Raw genomic sequence first — 17,157 nt, 5'->3', positions numbered from 1 at the left:
ATGACCCGGCCGCTGCTGTGGCTGCTGATGTGTGTGATTCCTGCGCTGGCGACGGCGCAGGATGAGCCATTGCGCGTGGCCTACAAGGGCGAGTTGCTGTCGCTGAACACCATGCAACTGACCGCTCGCGAGCCGTTGCCTTCGTCGCTGGAGACGCCGCTGGGCAGTCTGTGGAAGGTGTTCGTTTACGCGTGGCTGGTGGATACCGGCGCTCGCGAGCCGGCGTATGAATGTCGCGGGCAGACGAAGGAAGAAGTCTATTGCTGCACGGCGGGCGGGAAGATCGAGCGTGATCAGGCGCTGGTGAAATCCTGCGGGCTGTATTTCGAGCCGGCGCGGTTGGGCATAACCGCTGGCGAATGGAGAACCTATTGGCAGGCGCGACAGGGGCCGTCGTGGTTGCTGGATCTGCCATCGGTGCAACCGGCTACTCGGGTTTCCGTGGCTGACTTGCTGAAGGTTTTATCCTGGCTGCCGGCTCAGGATCAGATGCGCCGGGTGCTGCTCGATGTGGTGCTGAACGCGGCAGACGGCAATGTTGTGGGTGAACTCGGCGGGCGCTTGCGGGTGAAAACCTGGAGCTGGCTCGGCGATCAGGACCCGCAATCACGCCAGGGTGGATTCGCTGGCTGGACAGCGGATGGCGCGCCGATCTGGGCCGGTGGCCGGGGTACCAGTCAGATGGTTTTGCGGCATTACGGTTCGGCGTTGGCGACGGTGTTGCCCGCATCGTGGCCGGCGGAGGTGGGGCGTTGTGTTGAGGTGGGATTGTTCTCGCGTTATCCGGTTTCGCGGGTTCTGGTCGGTGATCGAGTGGTGAGTTCCGGCCCGTTGCAGGGCGATTACCGCGTCGAATTCGCTAATGGCAATACGCTGGATATCCACAGCGATGGCGAACTGTTTCTGCTCAACGACAAACTGGTCGCCCGGCTGGATCGCGAAGAGTACGTCGCCCGTGTGCTGGAGCGTGAAGCCAAACCCGAACCCGCCGAAGCCGCCAAAGCGTTGGCCGTGGCGATCCGCACGTACCTGCTGCAAAACGCCACGCGCAACGGCGAATGCCTGAGCATCGACGACAGCAGCACCCGCCAACGCGTCGCCCCGCGTCCGGCCTCCGCTGAATCCCGCAACATCGCCGCATGGACGGCGGACCTGGTATTGGCCGGCAGCACCGTCACCTATCACTCCGATCAACCCGGGCCCGACAAACTCGCCTGGCAGCAAGCCGTCGAGCAAGCCAAGGCCGGTCAGCGTTACGACACGATCCTGCTGCACGCCTATCCGCGCGCCAGCCTCAGCCGCTGGGACAACCCGGTGGCATCCTGCGAAGCGCTGCCCGCTGCGCAAGACTGGCTGCAAAAACAACGTCGCGGCTGGCGTCCGAAGCTGGAAAGCGAAACCGGCTACAACGAAGTCAGCACTTTCGCCGTCTGCAAACTCGCTTTCGGCCGACCCTTCGTCGACCGCGAACGCCAGCGCATCTACGTGCGCGGTGTGCTGTCCTTGCAGGACCGCCTCGACCTGACTCACGAATACCTGCACCTGGCCTTTGAAGCACACCCCAACGGCCAGGATGAAATCTATATCGAAGGGCTCGCCCGTCACCTTTTGCTGGAATAGACCATGACACTCCGTTATCCACAGGTCTTGCTGTTGCTCTGCGCGCTTAATGCATTGTCAATGGCGATGGCCGCCGACAGCGTCAAACTCGACACTCCAGTCGGCGGCTGGCGCAGCGGCGCGCCCGAAGGCGAGGGCGAAAGCTTCCGCCAGACCGTCAACTACCCGGCCTCCTCGGTGAACACCCCGATCGGCCAGGCCAACACCGCCCGCATCAGCGGCGAAATCAAAGCAACCCCGAAGAACAAAGAGCCCGGCCGCCTCATCGTCAACGGCGTCAGCATGCCGCTGAAAATCGACGACAGCGGCCGCTTCGATCGCCCGTTCTCCTTCCCCAATGGCAGCAACAGCGTCGAAGTTCGCAGCCCGGACGGCCAGCAACGGCACCGCACGCAGTTCCTCAACGCCAGCGGCGGCGCTACTCCGGCGAAACTGCGAGTGTTGCTGGCGTGGGACAGTGATGGCACCGACCTCGACCTGCACCTGATCACACCCGACGGCGCGCATATCTGGTACGGCGACCGCGTCGCGCCCAACGGCGCGGCTTTGGATGTTGACGTGACCACCGGCTACGGCCCGGAAATCTTCGCCATGCCGGCACCGATCAAGGGGCAGTATCTGGTGTATGTGAACTACTTCGGCGGTGGCTATCGCGGGGATGATGAGGGTGGGGAAGAGGCGGTGCAGCCGCTGACCACAGCGCAGGTGACGGTGATTACAGAGGAAGGGACGCCGAGCGAGAAGATGGAGACGTTCCTGGTGCCGATGCGGGCGGTGGGGGAGTTGACGTTGGTGAAGTCGTTTAGTTATCCGTGAGGCGATTGTGCAACGGGCTGTTGCACAATTGAGTTGGGCAGCAGCCTGTTGCCCGATTGAGGGATCAAATCTCCCGAAACTACGGCTCGACGGGATTCCACGTTACAAGTCATCCAGGCTTATCTTGACTCGCTGAGGGGTGACAAGACGTTCGTTGACTGCGGCGATAAGCGCCACATCCTCCTTGCAACGTAACTCTGCTTCGAGCAGTAACTGATCCGGATCAGAGAAGTGAGGCTTCTGACCGTCATCACTATGGATTTTGGTGGAGTCCATGATGGAGCGCCGCAAGGAGTTTGCCGTTACGGTAACAAGGAAGATTTCTGGACGGTAGATCTGGTTTTCTTTCAGGCATTAAAAAGCCGGCTTGTGGCCGGCTTCTCGGGGACTGGCTTGGTTTATTTTTGGTAAACCGCGCCAGCCTTCAAAACGTACATCCGGATCTTGCGTCCGGCTGTGGGACTTGGTCAGACAGTGGTCTGCCGCGTCAGGCGTCATCTGGGCCGCTTGGCGGGTCGATGCGCGAATGTGGGGCGCAGGATACTGAGTTTTGTTGGGGATTCCCAGTGCGAAGTACGGGATAGAGCGTTCTATCCGGGAAAAAAACCGAATTTGTACCGACTATCCGGGCCTCATCGCCAGCAGGTGGAGAGACTCACCGCTCTGGAGCCAATACAGATCAGAGAAACGGCACCACCGGCCGCCGCTTCCCCAGAGTCGACCACCAGAACACCCACCCCAATACATGAATCCTCTGCTCCTCGATCTGCGCGGCCCGGAAGATTTCGTCCGGATATTCCGCGCTGTTGTGGCTGCGCAGGCGCAATGCATTGCCGGGCATGCGGTGCAGGTATTTGATGCGCAGCATGCCGTCGTGTTCGATGGCGTAGATTTCGCCGTCCACCACCTGGGTGAGGCCGCGGTCGATGGCGAGGGTGGAGCCGTCTTCGATTTTCTCGGCCATGCTGTTGCCGATCATGTGCGTGCAGATGGCGTCGGTGTGGCGGATTTCCAGGGCTTCGAGGTGGCTGCGGGGCAGGCGGATGGTTTGTTCCGGGTCCTTGATGACGTGGGTCTTGCCGGAGCCGGGGGCGGTCGGGGTTTCTTTGTAGAGTGGCAGTTCGATGTCGTTGGTTTCGAGCACCGTGTACACGCCGCGAATGGCATGGGCATCGAGGATGTCGCCCGACTCTGTATGCAGGTGCGGGGCGTCTTTCGGGCCTTCGCCGGTCTTCAGCCATTGGCTGTTGACGGACAGCAGGCGTGCAACTTCTTCCATGCGGTACGCGGGTACGCCCCGGGTGTACCAGTTATGAACGTTTTGGGCTTCCGTGCCCCAGAACTTTGCGAATCCCGTGGTGGTGATGTTCGCAGCTTCCAGGAGTGCCTTGAATCTTGGACCGCTAGTGTTCTTTCTCATAAACACGAGTCTACGACCGGCCTAGAGCGGTTTGAATAAACCTTGCGTTCAAAATCAGGGCAAATTTTGCGACGGGATGTAAGACGTCCTTGTGGGAAATTACACACACCAAAACTTTTCTGTAGGCCGCTATAAACAAGCTGTTTAATCACCCTTCGACCAGGCACAAAAAACCCCGGATCAACCGGGGTTTTCTTCAAGCGTGTCGCAGGTCGCGAGGCTTAGCCTTTGTAGGCAGCAACCGACTTGGTGATCGCGGCGCGGGCAGCGTCAGCGCCGTCCCAGCCTTCGATTTTCACCCATTTGCCTTTTTCGAGATCTTTGTAGTTCGCGAAGAAGTGCTCGATCTGCTGGATCAGCAGGGCTGGCAGGTCGGTGTATTCCTTCACGTCCACGTACAGCTGGGACAGCTTGTCGTGTGGAACTGCGATGACTTTGGCATCGCCGCCGCCGTCGTCGGTCATGTTCAGGATGCCGACCGGACGCGCACGGATCACCGAACCTGGAGCAACCGGGTAAGGGGTTACAACCAGCACGTCCAGGGGATCACCGTCGTCAGCCAGGGTGTTCGGGATGTAACCGTAGTTGGCCGGGTAGAACATCGGGGTGGCCATGAAACGGTCAACGAACAGGCAATCGCTGTCTTTGTCGATTTCGTATTTGATCGGCGCGTGGTTGGCCGGGATCTCGATCGCGACGTAGATGTCGTTCGGCAGGTCTTTGCCAGCCGGAATCTTGCTGTAGCTCATTGGGCGTTGCCCCCGTTAGTTGACCAAAAACACTTGGCCGGATTGACCAAAAAGTGGCGGCGATTATAGGCATATTCTGCCGTGGACGCCACGTACCGGAAGTCGTGCAGACCTTTACTCGTGAGCCTGATAGACCGGGTCGGTGGCCTGAAGTTGCTTCAGGCGCGCCAACGGATCCTGGCGGTAGAAAAGCTGCAGCTGCGCATACACCTGTGGATAAGCCTCGTGCAGCAGATCCGGAGCGCTGAAGAAGTACTCGCTGGTGACGGCGAAGAATTCTGCCGGGTTCTCGGCGGCATACGGGTCGATGGCGGTTTCGGCGTCGGGATGGCGGTCGAGCTGGCGGTTGAGGTCGTCGTATGCCGCCTGCATCACCTCGGCCCAGTCGCTGACCCGCATGTCGGCGTGCAGCGGCGGCAGGCCGTTGGCGTCGCCGTTGAGCATGTCGAGTTTATGTGCGAGCTCGTGGATCACCAGGTTGTAGCCTTCCCAGCCACCACTGGCCATCACCCCGGGCCAGGCGAGGATGATCGGCCCTTGTTGCCAGGCTTCGCCGCTGTGTTCGCCGTCCCACTCATGCTCGACGCCGCTGGCATCGCGATGGCGCTGAGGGCTGAGGAAGTCGTCGGGGTAGAGGACGATTTCGTGGAAACCCTGATACCAGTTCAGATCGCCAAGATGCAAAAGCGGCAATTGCGCCTGGGCGGCAAGCTGCAGGCGTTGTTCCTGGTGCAGCTCGACGCCGGGCAGGGCGGTCAGGTGTTTGTCTTCGAGGAACAACACGCTGGCTTCGCGCAGCCACTGGTCTTCAGCGGCACTGATGCCATCTAGAAAACTCAGGTGATGGCGCACCCGTTGCCACATATCGTCGGCAATCGGGTGCCTGGCCAGAATGCGCCGGCGGCGCCAGGCGCTGAGCGACCACATCGGCTTAGTGCGATTGGGCTTTGGTGCCGCCGAAACGGCTGCGAACCACGCCGATGATCATCGGAATCAGCGACAGCAGGATGATGCCGACCACCAGCAGCGACAGGTTCTTCTTGATGAACGGTACGTTGCCGAAGAAGTAGCCCAGCGTCACCAGACCGCCGACCCACAGGACCGTGCCGAACACGCTGAAACCGAAGAAACGCGGATAAGGCATCTTCGCGACACCGGCCACGAACGGTGCAAAGGTGCGGATGATCGGCAGGAAGCGCGCCAGGGTCACGGTTTTGCCGCCGTGCTTGTCGTAGAAGTCGTGAGTCTGTTGCAGGTAATCGCGGCGGAAGATTTTCGAGTTCGGGTTGCTGAACAGCTTCTCGCCCGCCGTTCGTCCGATCACGTAGTTGGTGCTGTCACCGAGGATCGCCGCGAGCATCAGCAGGCCGCCCAGCAATACCGGATCCATGCCGCCGCCTGCAGCCACTGCGCCGGCGATGAACAGCAGGGAATCACCCGGCAGGAATGGCATCACCACCAGACCGGTCTCGCAGAAGATCACCAGAAACAGGATGGCGTAGATCCATGGCCCGTAATTATTCACCAGCAGGTCGAGGTAAACGTCGAGATGCAGGATAAGGTCGAGCGGGTTGAAATCCATGGAGGCACCTGTGGTGACGGCCTGACTCGGCAGACCTGTGCGGATGACTTCGTGTAAGCCTACAAGCGGGTGTAGTTTTTCTTACAAGCCGGAAAGATCGGGATTATACGGGCTGAAGGGTGAAAAGCGCGTTGGTTTTGTAGCGGGGGATGTCGGTGTGAATAAATGTCGGGTTGGAATTCATTTTGGGGAGGGAGTCTGCTCCCTCCCCGCAGGGCACTCCGAAATCAAAGCTCGTCGCTGATCGGCAGCACGTAGTTCTTGAACTCGGTGTCTTCCTTGAACCCGATGGATTCATAGGTTTTCTGCGCCACCTCGTTGTCGGCACTGGTGGAGACGCGCATGCGCACGGCCTGGGTTTCCTTGGCCATTTTCTTCGCGGTGCGGATCAGGTTGTCGGCGACTAACTGGCGGCGGGCGTCTTCGGCGACGTAGATGTCGTTGAGGATCCATACGCGCTTGAGCGACAGGGAGGAAAAGCTCGGGTAGAGCTGGCAGAAGCCCATGAGCTTCTTGTCGTCGTCATCGGCCAGGGCCAGGTAGATCACCGATTCCTTGCGTCGCAGGCGCTTTTCGAGAAAGGCCCGGGACGAGTCCGGATAAGGCAGGGAGCCGTAGAACTCGCGGTACTTAACGAACAACGGGGTCAGCAAATCCAGGTGTTCGAGGGTCGCTTGGATAATCCGCATGGTAGGTCTCGTCCTTCAAGTGGCTGTCTTCACGTGCTCTGACGGCGATGGGAAACCCGGGCGGCCGTGCATCGATCCTGCCTCAAACCCGCGCAGAAAGGCAATGCGGAAACGGTTCAGGCTGGGGGCGGATCGAGTAGGAAATTACTCTTCATGTCTGCACCGGCTTCCGATTCCAGCGTCTGAACCTGCGCTTCGTCCTTCAGATTGACGCCCGACAGCTGTCGCCGACAGGCTTCCCGCATCAGGTACAGCAAGCGATGCGCCGCCATGCCGTAACTGAGCCCTTCCAGCCGCACATTGGAGATGCAATTGCGGTAAGCATCCGTGAGGCCGACCTTTGGATTGTAGGTGAAATATAAACCCAGGCTGTCCGGCGAACTGAGGCCCGGACGCTCTCCAATCAGCATCACGACCATTTTGGCGCCCAGTAACTGGCCGATTTCATCGCCAATCGCCACGCGGCCCTGTTCCACCAGCACCACCGGCGCTGTTGACCATTCGTCGGCGCTCATCTGTTCTTCCAGGCGGGTCAGGAACGGCAGGGTATGCCGATGCACCGCCAGCGCCGAGAGACCGTCCGCCACCACAATCACCAGATCCACGCCGCCCGGATGCGCCTGGGCGTATTCGCGCAGGTTTTGCGCCGATTGATCGCTCAGCTTGCGCCCCAGATCCGGGCGTTGCAGGTAGCTGTTGCGATCCGCCGCCGCACTGTGCAGCAGCAGACTGTCACGCTGGCGCTCGGTCAGTTGGGCGCTGAGCCCTGCGTGATCGAACGGCAAATGCACCGCGTCCCGAGCCTGGGCGTGGGCGTACTGGAAATCCAGCTGTGCACGGGTCGGCAGGCTGGTGCCGGTACGACCGAGGGCAATACGCGCCGGGGTCAGACGTCGCAGCTCCAGCCACGGGTTTTGCGGATCGACGGGCGGTTTTTCCATCTGACTCATCCCAGTTGCGCCAAGGCCTGGCGGAAGGCCGGGGGCAGGTTGTTGCCGAAGCGGACCTTGCCGTCCGCCTGGGTGAAGATGCCCATGTTCGCCAGCCACTGTTCGAACTCCGGCGCCGGTTTCAGGCCCAGGGTCTGGCGCGCGTAGAGCGCGTCGTGGAACGAGGTGGTCTGGTAGTTGAGCATGATGTCGTCGGAGCCGGGGATGCCCATGATGAAGTTGATCCCCGCCACGCCCAGCAGGGTCAGCAGGGTGTCCATGTCGTCCTGGTCGGCCTCGGCGTGGTTGGTGTAGCAGATGTCGCAGCCCATCGGCACGCCGAGCAACTTGCCGCAGAAGTGGTCTTCGAGGCCGGCGCGGATGATCTGTTTGCCGTTGTAGAGGTATTCCGGGCCGATAAATCCTACGACGGTGTTCACCAGAAACGGCTTGAAATGGCGCGCCACGGCGTAGGCCCTTGTCTCGCAGGTCTGTTGATCGACGCCATGGTGAGCGTTGGCCGACAGCGCGCTGCCCTGGCCGGTTTCGAAATACATCAGGTTCTGCCCGAGCGTGCCGCGATTGAGGCTCAGCCCGGCGTCATAGCCTTCCTGCAAGATATTCAGGTTGATGCCGAAACTGGCATTGGCCGCTTCGGTGCCGGCAATCGACTGGAACACCAGATCCAGCGGCACGCCACGGTTGATCGCTTCTATAGACGTGGTGACGTGGGTCAGCACGCAGGCCTGGGTCGGAATGTCGTAGCGCTGGATGATCGCGTCGAGCATTTCCAGCATCGCGCAGATCGAGGCGATGCTGTCGGTGGCCGGGTTGATGCCGATCATGGCGTCGCCGTTGCCGTACAGCAGACCGTCGAGAATGCTCGCGGCGATGCCGGACGGTTCGTCGGTCGGGTGATTGGGTTGCAGCCTTGTGGATAACCGTCCACGCAGGCCGAGGGTGCCGCGAAATTGGGTGACGACACGGATCTTCTGCGCCACCAGCACCAGATCCTGCACCCGCATGATCTTCGACACGGCAGCGACCATTTCCGGCGTCAGGCCGGGGGCGAGGGCACGCAGGCTGGTCTCGTCAGCCGCTTCGCTCAGCAGCCAGTCGCGAAATCCGCCAACTGTGAGATGGCTGACGACCGCAAAGGCCTGTTTGTCGTGACTATCGATGATCAGTCGGGTGACTTCATCGGATTCGTAGGGGATCAGCGCTTCCTGCAGGAAATGCGTGAGCGGGATGTCGGCCAGCGCCATTTGCGCGGCCACTCGCTCGCCATCGTTGAGCGCGGCGACGCCCGCGAGGAAGTCCCCGGAACGCGCGGGGCTGGCCTTGGCCATCACGTCCTTGAGGCTGTCGAAGCGGTAGGTCTGGGCGCCGACGGTATGGGCAAATGCGGCCATTGGGCGCGTTCCTCCTGAATGAATGCTTTTAGTGCGGGCACCGAGCCCGAGGCCCGATGCCGGTGCAGCTCAGTTAGCGTTTAGATACCTTCGAGCATAGCGTCTGCCGGGGCTTCGGAGCGTTGCTTGGCGGTCAGCTGGAAGTACAGGTAGCCGGCGGCCATGAAACCAAGGAACACGCAGCCGATCAGCGTGTTGAACCAGGCCATCGCCACCAGACACACCACGGCCAGAAACAGCGCGATGGCCGGCACCACCGGATAGCCCGGCGCGCGGAAGGTGCGTTCCAGGTTGGGCTCGGTTTTGCGCAGTTTGAACAGGCTGAGCATGCTGATGATGTACATCACGATGGCGCCGAACACCGACATGGTGATCATCGCCGCCGTCAGGGTCATGCCTTGCAGATTGACCAGTCCGTCGCTGTAGATCGCCGCGATGCCGACCACGCCGCCGGCCAGGATCGCCCGGTGCGGCGTCTGGAAGCGTGAGAGTTTGGCCAGGCCTTTCGGCAGATAACCGGCCCGGGCCAGGGCGAAGAACTGCCGCGAGTAGCCGAGGATGATCCCGTGGAAGCTCGCTACCAGACCGAACAGGCCGATCCACACCAGCATGTGCATCCACGTCGAATTGTTGCCGACCACCGCTTTCATCGCCTGGGGCAGCGGGTCGTTGATATTCGACAGTTGACGCCAGTCGCCGACGCCGCCGGCCATCACCATCACGCCGATGGCCAGGAATACGAGGGTCAGGATGCCGCTGACATAGGCCCGTGGAATGGTGCGCTTCGGATCCTTGGCTTCCTCGGCCGCCATGGCCGCGCCTTCGATGGCGAGGAAGAACCAGATCGCGAAGGGGATCGCCGCGAAAATACCGGGAATCGAGCCCATCGTGAACTCATTGGCACCCGACCAGCCGTTCAGCACGAAGTTGCTGAAGCTGAAGCCCGGTGCGACCACGCCCATGAACACCAGCAATTCGGCGACGGCGAGCACGGTCACCACCAGCTCAAAGGTCGCGGCGATGCTGACGCCCAGGATGTTCAGGGTCATGAACACGAAATACGCGCCGACCGCTGCGAGTTTGGGGTCGAGTCCCGGATATTGCACATTCAGATACGCGCCGATGGCCATGGCGATGGCCGGCGGGGCGAACACGAATTCGATCAGGGTGGCGATCCCGGCGATCAGTCCGCCTTTCTCGCCGAACGCCCGACGGCTGTAGGCAAACGGCCCGCCCGCATGGGGAATCGCGGTGGTCAGTTCGGTGAAACTGAAGATGAAGCAGGTGTACATGGTGGCGACCATCAGGGCCGTGACCAGGAAACCCAGGGTTCCCGCCGTGCCCCAGCCGTAACTCCAGCCGAAGTATTCGCCGGAAATCACCAGGCCGACGGCAATGCCCCAGAGGTGCAGGGTGCCGAGTGTGGGTTTGAGCTGTGTGGTGGAAGTCATAAGTCCTCTCTGTCTTTTTTATTGTTCGATCTGTTGGACTTTCGGGTGCAGCGGTTGAGTGGGTGGATGCTGTTCACGCAGCGGCAGTGTTCACGCAATTCTTGAATGACGGGTACGCAAGGCCCGTGCCAGAGCGGCCAGGCCAGGGATTGTCATCGGGATGAAAAGGGCGACACCGATAGTTCGGTGTCGCCCGGTTTTTTAGAAGAAGCCCAGCGGATTGATGTCGTAGCTCACCAGCAGGTTTTTGGTCTGTTGGTAGTGATCGAGCATCATCTTGTGGGTTTCACGGCCGACGCCGGATTTCTTGTACCCGCCGAACGCGGCGTGCGCCGGGTACAGGTGGTAGCAGTTGGTCCACACACGACCGGCCTTGATGGCGCGGCCCATGCGATACGCGCGATTGATGTCGCGGGTCCAGAGGCCGGCGCCCAGGCCGAACTCGGTGTCGTTGGCAATCGCCAGGGCTTCGGCTTCGTCCTTGAAGGTGGTGATGCTCACCACCGGGCCGAAGATTTCTTCCTGGAACACGCGCATTTTGTTGGTGCCCTTGAGCAGGGTCGGCTGGATGTAATAACCGGAGGCCAGGTTGCCTTCGAGTTTTTCCACCTTGCCGCCGGTCAGCAGTTCGGCACCTTCGCCCTTGGCGATTTCCAGGTACGAAAGGATCTTGTCGAATTGCTGCTCGGACGCCTGGGCGCCGACCATGGTGTCGGTGTCGAGCGGGTCGCCGCGTTTGATCTGGCTGACCTTTTTCATCACCGCTTCCATGAACTGCGGATAGATCGATTCCTGAACCAGTGCACGAGACGGGCAGGTGCAGACTTCGCCCTGGTTGAAGAACGCCAGCACCAGGCCTTCGGCGGCTTTTTCAATGAAGCTTGGCTCGGCCTGCATGATGTCTTCGAAGAAGATGTTCGGCGACTTGCCACCCAGTTCCACGGTCGACGGAATGATGTTTTCGGCGGCGCATTTCATGATGTGCGAACCGACGGGGGTCGAGCCGGTGAAGGCGATCTTGGCGATGCGTTTGCTGGTGGCCAGGGCTTCGCCGGCTTCTTTGCCGAACCCTTGCACCACGTTGAGCACGCCCGGCGGCAGCAGGTCGCCGATCAATTCCAGCAGCACGCTGATGCCCAGCGGAGTTTGCTCGGCAGGTTTGAGTACCACGCAGTTGCCGGCGGCCAGAGCCGGGGCGAGTTTCCACGCGGCCATCAGGATCGGGAAGTTCCACGGGATGATCTGGCCGACCACGCCCAGTGGTTCATGAATGTGATAAGCGACGGTGTTGCCATCGATTTCGGCGGCGCTGCCTTCCTGGGCGCGCAGGCACCCGGCGAAGTAACGGAAGTGGTCAGCGGCCAGCGGGATGTCGGCGTTGAGGGTTTCGCGGATGGCTTTGCCGTTGTCCCAGGTTTCGGTGATCGCCAGGGTTTCGAGGTTCTGTTCGATGCGGTCGGCGATTTTCAGCAGGATCAGCGAGCGCGCCTGGGCGGAAGTGGAACCCCAGGCATCGGCAGCGGCGTGGGCGGCGTCCAGGGCTTTTTCGATGTCTTCGGCCGTGGAGCGCGGGAATTCGGCAATCGGTTGGCCATTTACTGGCGAGGTATTGGTGAAGTACTGACCTTTGACAGGCGCGACGAACTCGCCGCCGATGTAGTTACCGTACTTGCTCTTGAACGAGACTTTGGCGCCTTCAGTACCGGGGTGAGCGTAACGCATGATGTTCTCCTTGGCTGTTGTACTTATCAGAGAGACGCGGATGAGCGCTTGCTATAAGCGTAGAGCAAAGGTCGGGCCACTGCCGTGCAGGTCAGGCAAATCAAGGCCTTGCGTGATTTCTGTCGGACAAATGGCAAGCGCCTGTGACGGTATCGGTACAGCTCGGGTGACAGTTTGTACCGCTTCTGGCACAACCCGTGACCGGACGGTCTTGCCAGCATTGCAAAGACCGGTTGGCTGGAGGATGCTGGGCACCACTTCACGCATGGGCCGATGAGCCTCGGGGAGAATAATAAGAAATGCACGACAACCATTTGAGTCGCCATGCCCAACAGGTTCTCACCGTCACCCAGGGCAAGCCGCACTTGCACGGCCCCGGTGCCGACCCGTCGATTGCCCGCTCGTGGCTGCGTTGTCTTGAGGACTATCACCTCGACCCGGCCCTGACCATGGCGCCGACCGTGCTCGAACACGGTCGCGTCCTCGAAAGCCGCGAACGGCTGCAACAGGTGTTGCAGATCGCCGGCAATGAAATGAGCAGCCTGCATCAACAACTCTCCGGCGCCGGTCATGCGGTACTCCTGACCGACGCGCGCGGGGTGATCCTCAACTGCGTCACCGCGCCCGCCGAACGCAAGATCTTCGAACGCGCCGGCCTGTGGCTGGGTTCCGACTGGAGCGAGGCCTGCGAAGGCACCAACGGCATCGGCACCTGCTTGGTGGAACGTCAGGCCCTGACCATCCATCAAGACGAACACTTTCGCGGCCGCCACACCGGCCTGACCTGCTCGGCGAGTCCGGTGTTCGACCCGCACGGTGAATTGCTGGCGGTGCTCGATGTTTCCTCGGCGCGGCATGACGTATCGCGGCAGAGCCAGTTCCACACCATGGCGCTGGTCAATCTGTCGGCGAAGATGATCGAGAGCTGCTATTTCCTGCGCTGTTTCGATAACCAATGGTTGTTGCGCTTCCATCTCCAGGCCGAGTCTGTCGGGCTGTTCAGCGAAGGGTTGCTGGCGTTTGACGGGGAAGGGCGGATCAGTGCGGTCAACCAGAGCGCCTTGAACCTGCTCGGGCACATCCGTGGCGGCTTGCTGGGCAAACCGGTGGAGGCGTTTTTCGATTGTTCGCTGGATGAATTGCTCGGGCGCGCCAGTGTCAATGCCAGCGCCAGTTGGCCGTTGCGCACTCGTGATGGGCGGCACCTGTTTGCGGTATTGCGCGGCGAAACCCGACGGCCGCTGCCGGTAGCGCCGGTTCCCGCGCCTGTCGAAGCGCCGCGTCTTGCAGGCATTTGCCTGGGGGATGCCGCGTTGCAGGCAGATTTCCGCAAGTCGCTGCGGGTGTTCGAGCGCGACGTGCCGCTGCTGATCAACGGTGAAACAGGCTCCGGCAAAGAGGCATTCGCCAAGGCTGTGCACAACGCCAGCCAGCGCGCCGGCAAAGCGTTCGTCGCCCTCAACTGCGCGGCAATTCCCGAGAGCCTGATCGAGAGCGAGCTGTTCGGTTATCGCGGCGGTAGCTTCACCGGTGCGCGCAAGGACGGCATGCGCGGCAAGTTGCAGCAGGCCGATGGCGGCACGCTGTTCCTCGATGAAATCGGCGATATGCCGCTGGCCTTGCAGACCCGTCTGCTGCGGGTGCTGGAAGACCGGCAAGTGGTGCCGATCGGCGGCGAGCCGGAAGCAGTCAACGTGCGGATCATCAGCGCCACACACCGTAATTTGCTGGAGCGGGTCGGCGACGGCAGTTTCCGGGAAGACCTTTACTACCGGCTCAACGGGCTGGAAGTGGCGCTGCCGCCGTTGCGCGAGCGCAGTGACAAGTCGCAGCTGCTGGATTTTCTGCTGGCCGAAGAGGCGGGCGGGGAAACGATCCTGATCGACGAAGCTGCGCGCCAGGCACTGCTGGGCTTCAACTGGCCGGGCAACGTGCGGCAGATGCGCAATGTGCTGCGCACGCTGGCGGCGTTGTGCGATGAAGGGCGGATCGGGTTGGAGGATCTGCCCGCGATGTTTCGGCAGGTGCAGCCGCTGTTGGTCAAAACCGATGAAGTGTCATCCGGGCAGCCGCTGGAAGATGCCGAGCGGCTGGCGTTGCTCAATGCGCTGGAACACACGCGCTGGCATATGACCCACACGGCGCAGCAACTGGGCGTCAGTCGCAATACGCTCTATAGAAAGCTGCGCAAGCATGGGATCGAGCGGCGTGTCAGTTAGAGCCCCCTCACCCTAGCCCTCTCCCAAGGGAGAGGGAACTGACCGATGTGTTCTCTAAAGTTACGTCGACATGAGATATCCGGTCGAACTCAGACTCTGAATGCCACACAAATCGGCCCCCTCTCCCTCCGGGAGAGGGCTGGGGTGAGGGTAACAGTCTCCAGTCGGGCCGAGATGTTGTGATCCACTCACCCGGCTCCATCAGCTAAAGGATGCGGTTTTCACCTCCCTGCGCTAACCTGCGGCCATGTTTTACGAGGTCGACTATGCACATTCATATTCTGGGTATCTGCGGGACTTTCATGGGCTCGATGGCGGTTCTGGCCAAAGAGCTGGGCCATCACGTGACCGGCTCCGATGCCAACGTCTATCCGCCGATGAGCACTCAGCTCGAAGCCCAAGGCATTCAGCTGACTCAGGGCTACGACCCGGCGCAGCTTGACCCGGCACCGGATCTGGTGGTGATCGGCAACGCCATGTCCCGCGGCAATCCGGCAGTGGAGTATGTGCTGAACAAAGGTCTGCCGTACGTGTCTGGCCCGCAATGGCTGGCCGACCATGTGCTGCAAGGTCGCTGGGTGCTGGCGGTTGCCGGTACGCACGGCAAGACCACCACCAGCAGCATGCTCGCCTGGGTCTTGGAACACGCCGGCATGAGCCCGGGTTTCCTGATCGGCGGCGTTCCGCAGAATTTCTCGGTGTCGGCACGTCTGGGCGGCACGCCGTTCTTCGTGATCGAGGCCGACGAATACGACAGCGCGTTCTTCGACAAGCGGTCGAAGTTCGTCCACTACCGTCCGCGCACGGCGATCCTCAACAACCTTGAGTTCGATCACGCCGACATCTTCCCCGATCTGCCGGCCATCGAGCGGCAGTTCCACCACTTGGTGCGGACCATCCCGAGCGAAGGCCTAGTGATTCACCCGACCACCGAACCGGCCTTGCAGCGTGTAATCGAGATGGGTTGCTGGACCCCGGTGCAAACCACCGGTGCCGGCGGTCAGTGGCAGGTCAAGTTGCTGAAAGACGACGGCTCGGCGTTCGAAGTGATGTTCGAAGGCGTGTCCCAGGGCGTGGTCGAGTGGGAACTGACCGGCCAGCACAACGTTGCCAACGCATTGGCCACTCTGGCCGCCGCGCGTCACGTCGGTGTTGTACCGTCGATGGGCATCGCAGGGTTGAGCGCATTCAAGAGCGTCAAACGCCGGATGGAGAAAGTCGCGGAAGTGCGCGGCATCACCATCTACGACGACTTCGCCCACCACCCGACTGCAATTGCCACCACCCTTGATGGCCTGCGCAAACGCATTGGCGATGCGCCGCTGATCGCGATCATCGAACCGCGCTCCAACTCGATGAAGCTCGGCGCCCACCGTGACGGTCTGCCGGACAGCGTGGTCGATGCCGATCAAGTGATCTGGTACGCCCCGGCCAACCTCGGTTGGGATCTGGCAGGCACCGCCGCGTTGTGCACCGTGCCGTCGATCGTCAGCGATTCGCTGGAAGGCATCATCGAACGCGTTAAGAGCCAGGCCCAGCCCGGCACCCACGTGGTGATCATGAGCAACGGCGGCTTCGGCGGCCTGCACGGCAAACTCGCCGAGGCGCTTAAATGAATACGCGTCTGGCGAGCAATGGCCCCGAGCGCATCACACTGGCGATGACCGGCGCCTCCGGCGCCCAGTACGGCTTGCGCCTGCTGGACTGCCTGGTGCGCGAGGATCGCGAGGTGCACTTCCTGATCTCCAAGGCCGCGCAACTGGTGATGGCCACCGAGACCGACGTGTCGCTGCCGGCCAAGCCGCAAATGATGCAGGCGTTTCTCACCGAATACACCGGCGCGTCCGCCGGGCAGATTCGCGTGTATGGCAAGGAAGACTGGATGTCGCCGGTGGCCTCGGGCTCCGGCGCTCCGGCGGCGATGGTGGTGGTGCCGTGCTCGACCGGCACCTTGTCGGCCATTGCCACCGGCGCCTGTAACAACCTGATCGAACGGGCGGCGGACGTCACCTTGAAGGAGCGTCGCCAGCTGATTCTGGTGCCGCGCGAGGCGCCTTATTCGAGCATTCACCTGGAACACATGCTCAAGCTGTCGAACATGGGTGTGACCATCCTGCCGGCCTCGCCAGGCTTCTATCACCAGCCGCAGACCATCGATGACCTGATCGATTTCGTGGTGGCGCGGATTCTCAATCTGCTGGGCATTCCCCAGGACATGCTGCCGCGCTGGGGCGAACATCACCTGAGCAGCGATGAATAAGCTGCTGGCGATTCTGCTGATCTTGCAACTGACCGGCTGCGCCACGGCGCGCACGCTGGATGCCGCCAAGCCCGGCGCGCCGGTGGTGTATTCCGGCACCCGGCTGGATCTGTATGCAATGAATGGCGGGTGTTGTGCAATGGACCGGTTCGGCGCCGAGGCGCCGAGCTATCCTGGAGTCGACCTGCCGGCCAGCGCATTGCTCGATACGCTGCTGTTGCCGTTGTCGTTGCTGACGGTGCTGGGTGTCGGGTTTCAGGCGACTGGCGGGTTATGAAAAACATTGGC

At 61.4% G+C, this 17,157-nt stretch carries 16 protein-coding genes; 6 read left to right on the top strand and 10 right to left on the bottom strand.

Going from position 1 to position 17,157, the window contains the following annotated elements:
* Window positions 1–1,620 (top strand): DUF2300 domain-containing protein, encoded by a 1,620-nt coding sequence (locus M5G18_RS20215; protein ID WP_273897679.1) that lies wholly within the window; start codon window positions 1–3, stop codon window positions 1,618–1,620.
* 3 nt (window positions 1,621–1,623) lie between these two features.
* Window positions 1,624–2,436 carry a YfaP family protein gene (locus M5G18_RS20210; protein WP_273897680.1) on the top strand — a complete coding sequence of 271 codons (813 nt, stop codon included), beginning with the start codon at window positions 1,624–1,626 and terminating at the stop codon, window positions 2,434–2,436.
* 102 nt (window positions 2,437–2,538) lie between these two features.
* Here the strand turns inward: M5G18_RS20210 and M5G18_RS20205 are convergent, their stop codons facing one another.
* The 10 genes from M5G18_RS20205 to exaC all read right to left on the bottom strand — a co-directional run bounded on the left by M5G18_RS20205 (window position 2,539) and on the right by exaC (window position 12,390).
* A complete protein-coding gene (locus tag M5G18_RS20205; RefSeq protein ID WP_273897681.1) occupies window positions 2,539–2,712 on the bottom strand; it encodes a hypothetical protein in 174 nt (57 codons plus the stop codon).
* Window positions 2,713–3,115: 403 nt separating this feature from the next.
* Window positions 3,116–3,856: a S24 family peptidase gene (locus M5G18_RS20200; RefSeq protein ID WP_273897682.1), complete on the bottom strand. Its 741-nt coding sequence runs from the start codon at window positions 3,854–3,856 to the stop codon at window positions 3,116–3,118.
* Window positions 3,857–4,077: 221 nt separating this feature from the next.
* A complete protein-coding gene (ppa, locus tag M5G18_RS20195) occupies window positions 4,078–4,605 on the bottom strand; it encodes an inorganic diphosphatase (RefSeq protein WP_007933577.1) in 528 nt (175 codons plus the stop codon).
* A 114-nt stretch (window positions 4,606–4,719) separates the two neighbouring features.
* On the bottom strand, window positions 4,720–5,532 hold the full coding sequence (locus M5G18_RS20190; RefSeq protein ID WP_273897683.1) for a M90 family metallopeptidase: 813 nt from the start codon (window positions 5,530–5,532) through the stop codon (window positions 4,720–4,722).
* A 4-nt stretch (window positions 5,533–5,536) separates the two neighbouring features.
* On the bottom strand, window positions 5,537–6,187 hold the full coding sequence (locus M5G18_RS20185; protein ID WP_273897684.1) for a DedA family protein: 651 nt from the start codon (window positions 6,185–6,187) through the stop codon (window positions 5,537–5,539).
* A gap of 227 nt (window positions 6,188–6,414) precedes the next feature.
* Complete coding sequence (locus tag M5G18_RS20180; RefSeq protein ID WP_007958617.1) at window positions 6,415–6,876, bottom strand: GNAT family N-acetyltransferase; 462 nt, start codon at window positions 6,874–6,876, stop codon at window positions 6,415–6,417.
* 116 nt (window positions 6,877–6,992) lie between these two features.
* Window positions 6,993–7,826 carry an ethanolamine ammonia-lyase subunit EutC gene (eutC, locus tag M5G18_RS20175; protein WP_420793309.1) on the bottom strand — a complete coding sequence of 278 codons (834 nt, stop codon included), beginning with the start codon at window positions 7,824–7,826 and terminating at the stop codon, window positions 6,993–6,995.
* Window positions 7,823–9,217 (bottom strand): ethanolamine ammonia-lyase subunit EutB, encoded by a 1,395-nt coding sequence (locus tag M5G18_RS20170; RefSeq protein ID WP_273897686.1) that lies wholly within the window; start codon window positions 9,215–9,217, stop codon window positions 7,823–7,825. Before M5G18_RS20170 ends, eutC begins: the two co-directional genes overlap by 4 nt.
* 80 nt (window positions 9,218–9,297) lie before the next feature.
* Entirely contained in the window at window positions 9,298–10,668 is a 1,371-nt protein-coding gene (eat, locus tag M5G18_RS20165; RefSeq protein WP_011336115.1) for an ethanolamine permease, read from the bottom strand.
* Between the two features lie 201 nt (window positions 10,669–10,869).
* Window positions 10,870–12,390, bottom strand: a complete 1,521-nt coding sequence (exaC, locus tag M5G18_RS20160; RefSeq protein ID WP_007958625.1) for an acetaldehyde dehydrogenase ExaC — start codon at window positions 12,388–12,390, stop codon at window positions 10,870–10,872.
* A 299-nt stretch (window positions 12,391–12,689) separates the two neighbouring features.
* Here exaC and M5G18_RS20155 point away from each other — a divergent pair, with 299 nt between their 5' ends.
* The 4 genes from M5G18_RS20155 to M5G18_RS20140 all read left to right on the top strand — a co-directional run bounded on the left by M5G18_RS20155 (window position 12,690) and on the right by M5G18_RS20140 (window position 17,146).
* Window positions 12,690–14,609 (top strand): sigma-54-dependent Fis family transcriptional regulator, encoded by a 1,920-nt coding sequence (locus tag M5G18_RS20155; RefSeq protein WP_273897687.1) that lies wholly within the window; start codon window positions 12,690–12,692, stop codon window positions 14,607–14,609.
* 266 nt (window positions 14,610–14,875) lie between these two features.
* The gene (gene mpl, locus M5G18_RS20150) at window positions 14,876–16,225 is read left to right on the top strand and encodes a UDP-N-acetylmuramate:L-alanyl-gamma-D-glutamyl-meso-diaminopimelate ligase (protein ID WP_007958628.1); all 1,350 of its coding nucleotides are present in this window, start codon (window positions 14,876–14,878) and stop codon (window positions 16,223–16,225) included.
* A complete protein-coding gene (gene ubiX, locus M5G18_RS20145; protein ID WP_007958630.1) occupies window positions 16,222–16,869 on the top strand; it encodes a flavin prenyltransferase UbiX in 648 nt (215 codons plus the stop codon). The genes mpl and ubiX overlap by 4 nt, the downstream gene beginning before the upstream one ends.
* On the top strand, window positions 16,862–17,146 hold the full coding sequence (locus M5G18_RS20140) for a YceK/YidQ family lipoprotein (protein WP_273897688.1): 285 nt from the start codon (window positions 16,862–16,864) through the stop codon (window positions 17,144–17,146). Before ubiX ends, M5G18_RS20140 begins: the two co-directional genes overlap by 8 nt.
* Window positions 17,147–17,157 lie beyond the last annotated feature (11 nt).

The sequence above is a fragment of the Pseudomonas aphyarum genome (assembly GCF_028657055.1).
GTDB lineage: Bacteria > Pseudomonadota > Gammaproteobacteria > Pseudomonadales > Pseudomonadaceae > Aquipseudomonas > Aquipseudomonas aphyarum.
This window is presented reverse-complemented; position numbering and strand designations above follow the sequence as displayed.

What these genes read in the sequence shown, in the direction of transcription:
- M5G18_RS20190 (WP_273897683.1), bottom strand. Translation starts at nt 5,532, where the DNA reads ATGTGGTCGCTCAGCGCCTGGCGCCGCCGGCGCATTCTGGCCAGGCAC.
- eutC (WP_420793309.1), bottom strand. Translation starts at nt 7,826, where the DNA reads ATGAGTCAGATGGAAAAACCGCCCGTCGATCCGCAAAACCCGTGGCTG.
- M5G18_RS20210 (WP_273897680.1), top strand. Translation starts at nt 1,624, where the DNA reads ATGACACTCCGTTATCCACAGGTCTTGCTGTTGCTCTGCGCGCTTAAT.
- M5G18_RS20200 (WP_273897682.1), bottom strand. Translation starts at nt 3,856, where the DNA reads ATGAGAAAGAACACTAGCGGTCCAAGATTCAAGGCACTCCTGGAAGCT.
- eat (WP_011336115.1), bottom strand. Translation starts at nt 10,668, where the DNA reads ATGACTTCCACCACACAGCTCAAACCCACACTCGGCACCCTGCACCTC.
- M5G18_RS20155 (WP_273897687.1), top strand. Translation starts at nt 12,690, where the DNA reads ATGCACGACAACCATTTGAGTCGCCATGCCCAACAGGTTCTCACCGTC.
- mpl (WP_007958628.1), top strand. Translation starts at nt 14,876, where the DNA reads ATGCACATTCATATTCTGGGTATCTGCGGGACTTTCATGGGCTCGATG.
- M5G18_RS20170 (WP_273897686.1), bottom strand. Translation starts at nt 9,217, where the DNA reads ATGGCCGCATTTGCCCATACCGTCGGCGCCCAGACCTACCGCTTCGAC.
- exaC (WP_007958625.1), bottom strand. Translation starts at nt 12,390, where the DNA reads ATGCGTTACGCTCACCCCGGTACTGAAGGCGCCAAAGTCTCGTTCAAG.
- M5G18_RS20185 (WP_273897684.1), bottom strand. Translation starts at nt 6,187, where the DNA reads ATGGATTTCAACCCGCTCGACCTTATCCTGCATCTCGACGTTTACCTC.
- M5G18_RS20215 (WP_273897679.1), top strand. Translation starts at nt 1, where the DNA reads ATGACCCGGCCGCTGCTGTGGCTGCTGATGTGTGTGATTCCTGCGCTG.
- ppa (WP_007933577.1), bottom strand. Translation starts at nt 4,605, where the DNA reads ATGAGCTACAGCAAGATTCCGGCTGGCAAAGACCTGCCGAACGACATC.
- M5G18_RS20205 (WP_273897681.1), bottom strand. Translation starts at nt 2,712, where the DNA reads ATGGACTCCACCAAAATCCATAGTGATGACGGTCAGAAGCCTCACTTC.
- ubiX (WP_007958630.1), top strand. Translation starts at nt 16,222, where the DNA reads ATGAATACGCGTCTGGCGAGCAATGGCCCCGAGCGCATCACACTGGCG.
- M5G18_RS20140 (WP_273897688.1), top strand. Translation starts at nt 16,862, where the DNA reads ATGAATAAGCTGCTGGCGATTCTGCTGATCTTGCAACTGACCGGCTGC.
- M5G18_RS20180 (WP_007958617.1), bottom strand. Translation starts at nt 6,876, where the DNA reads ATGCGGATTATCCAAGCGACCCTCGAACACCTGGATTTGCTGACCCCG.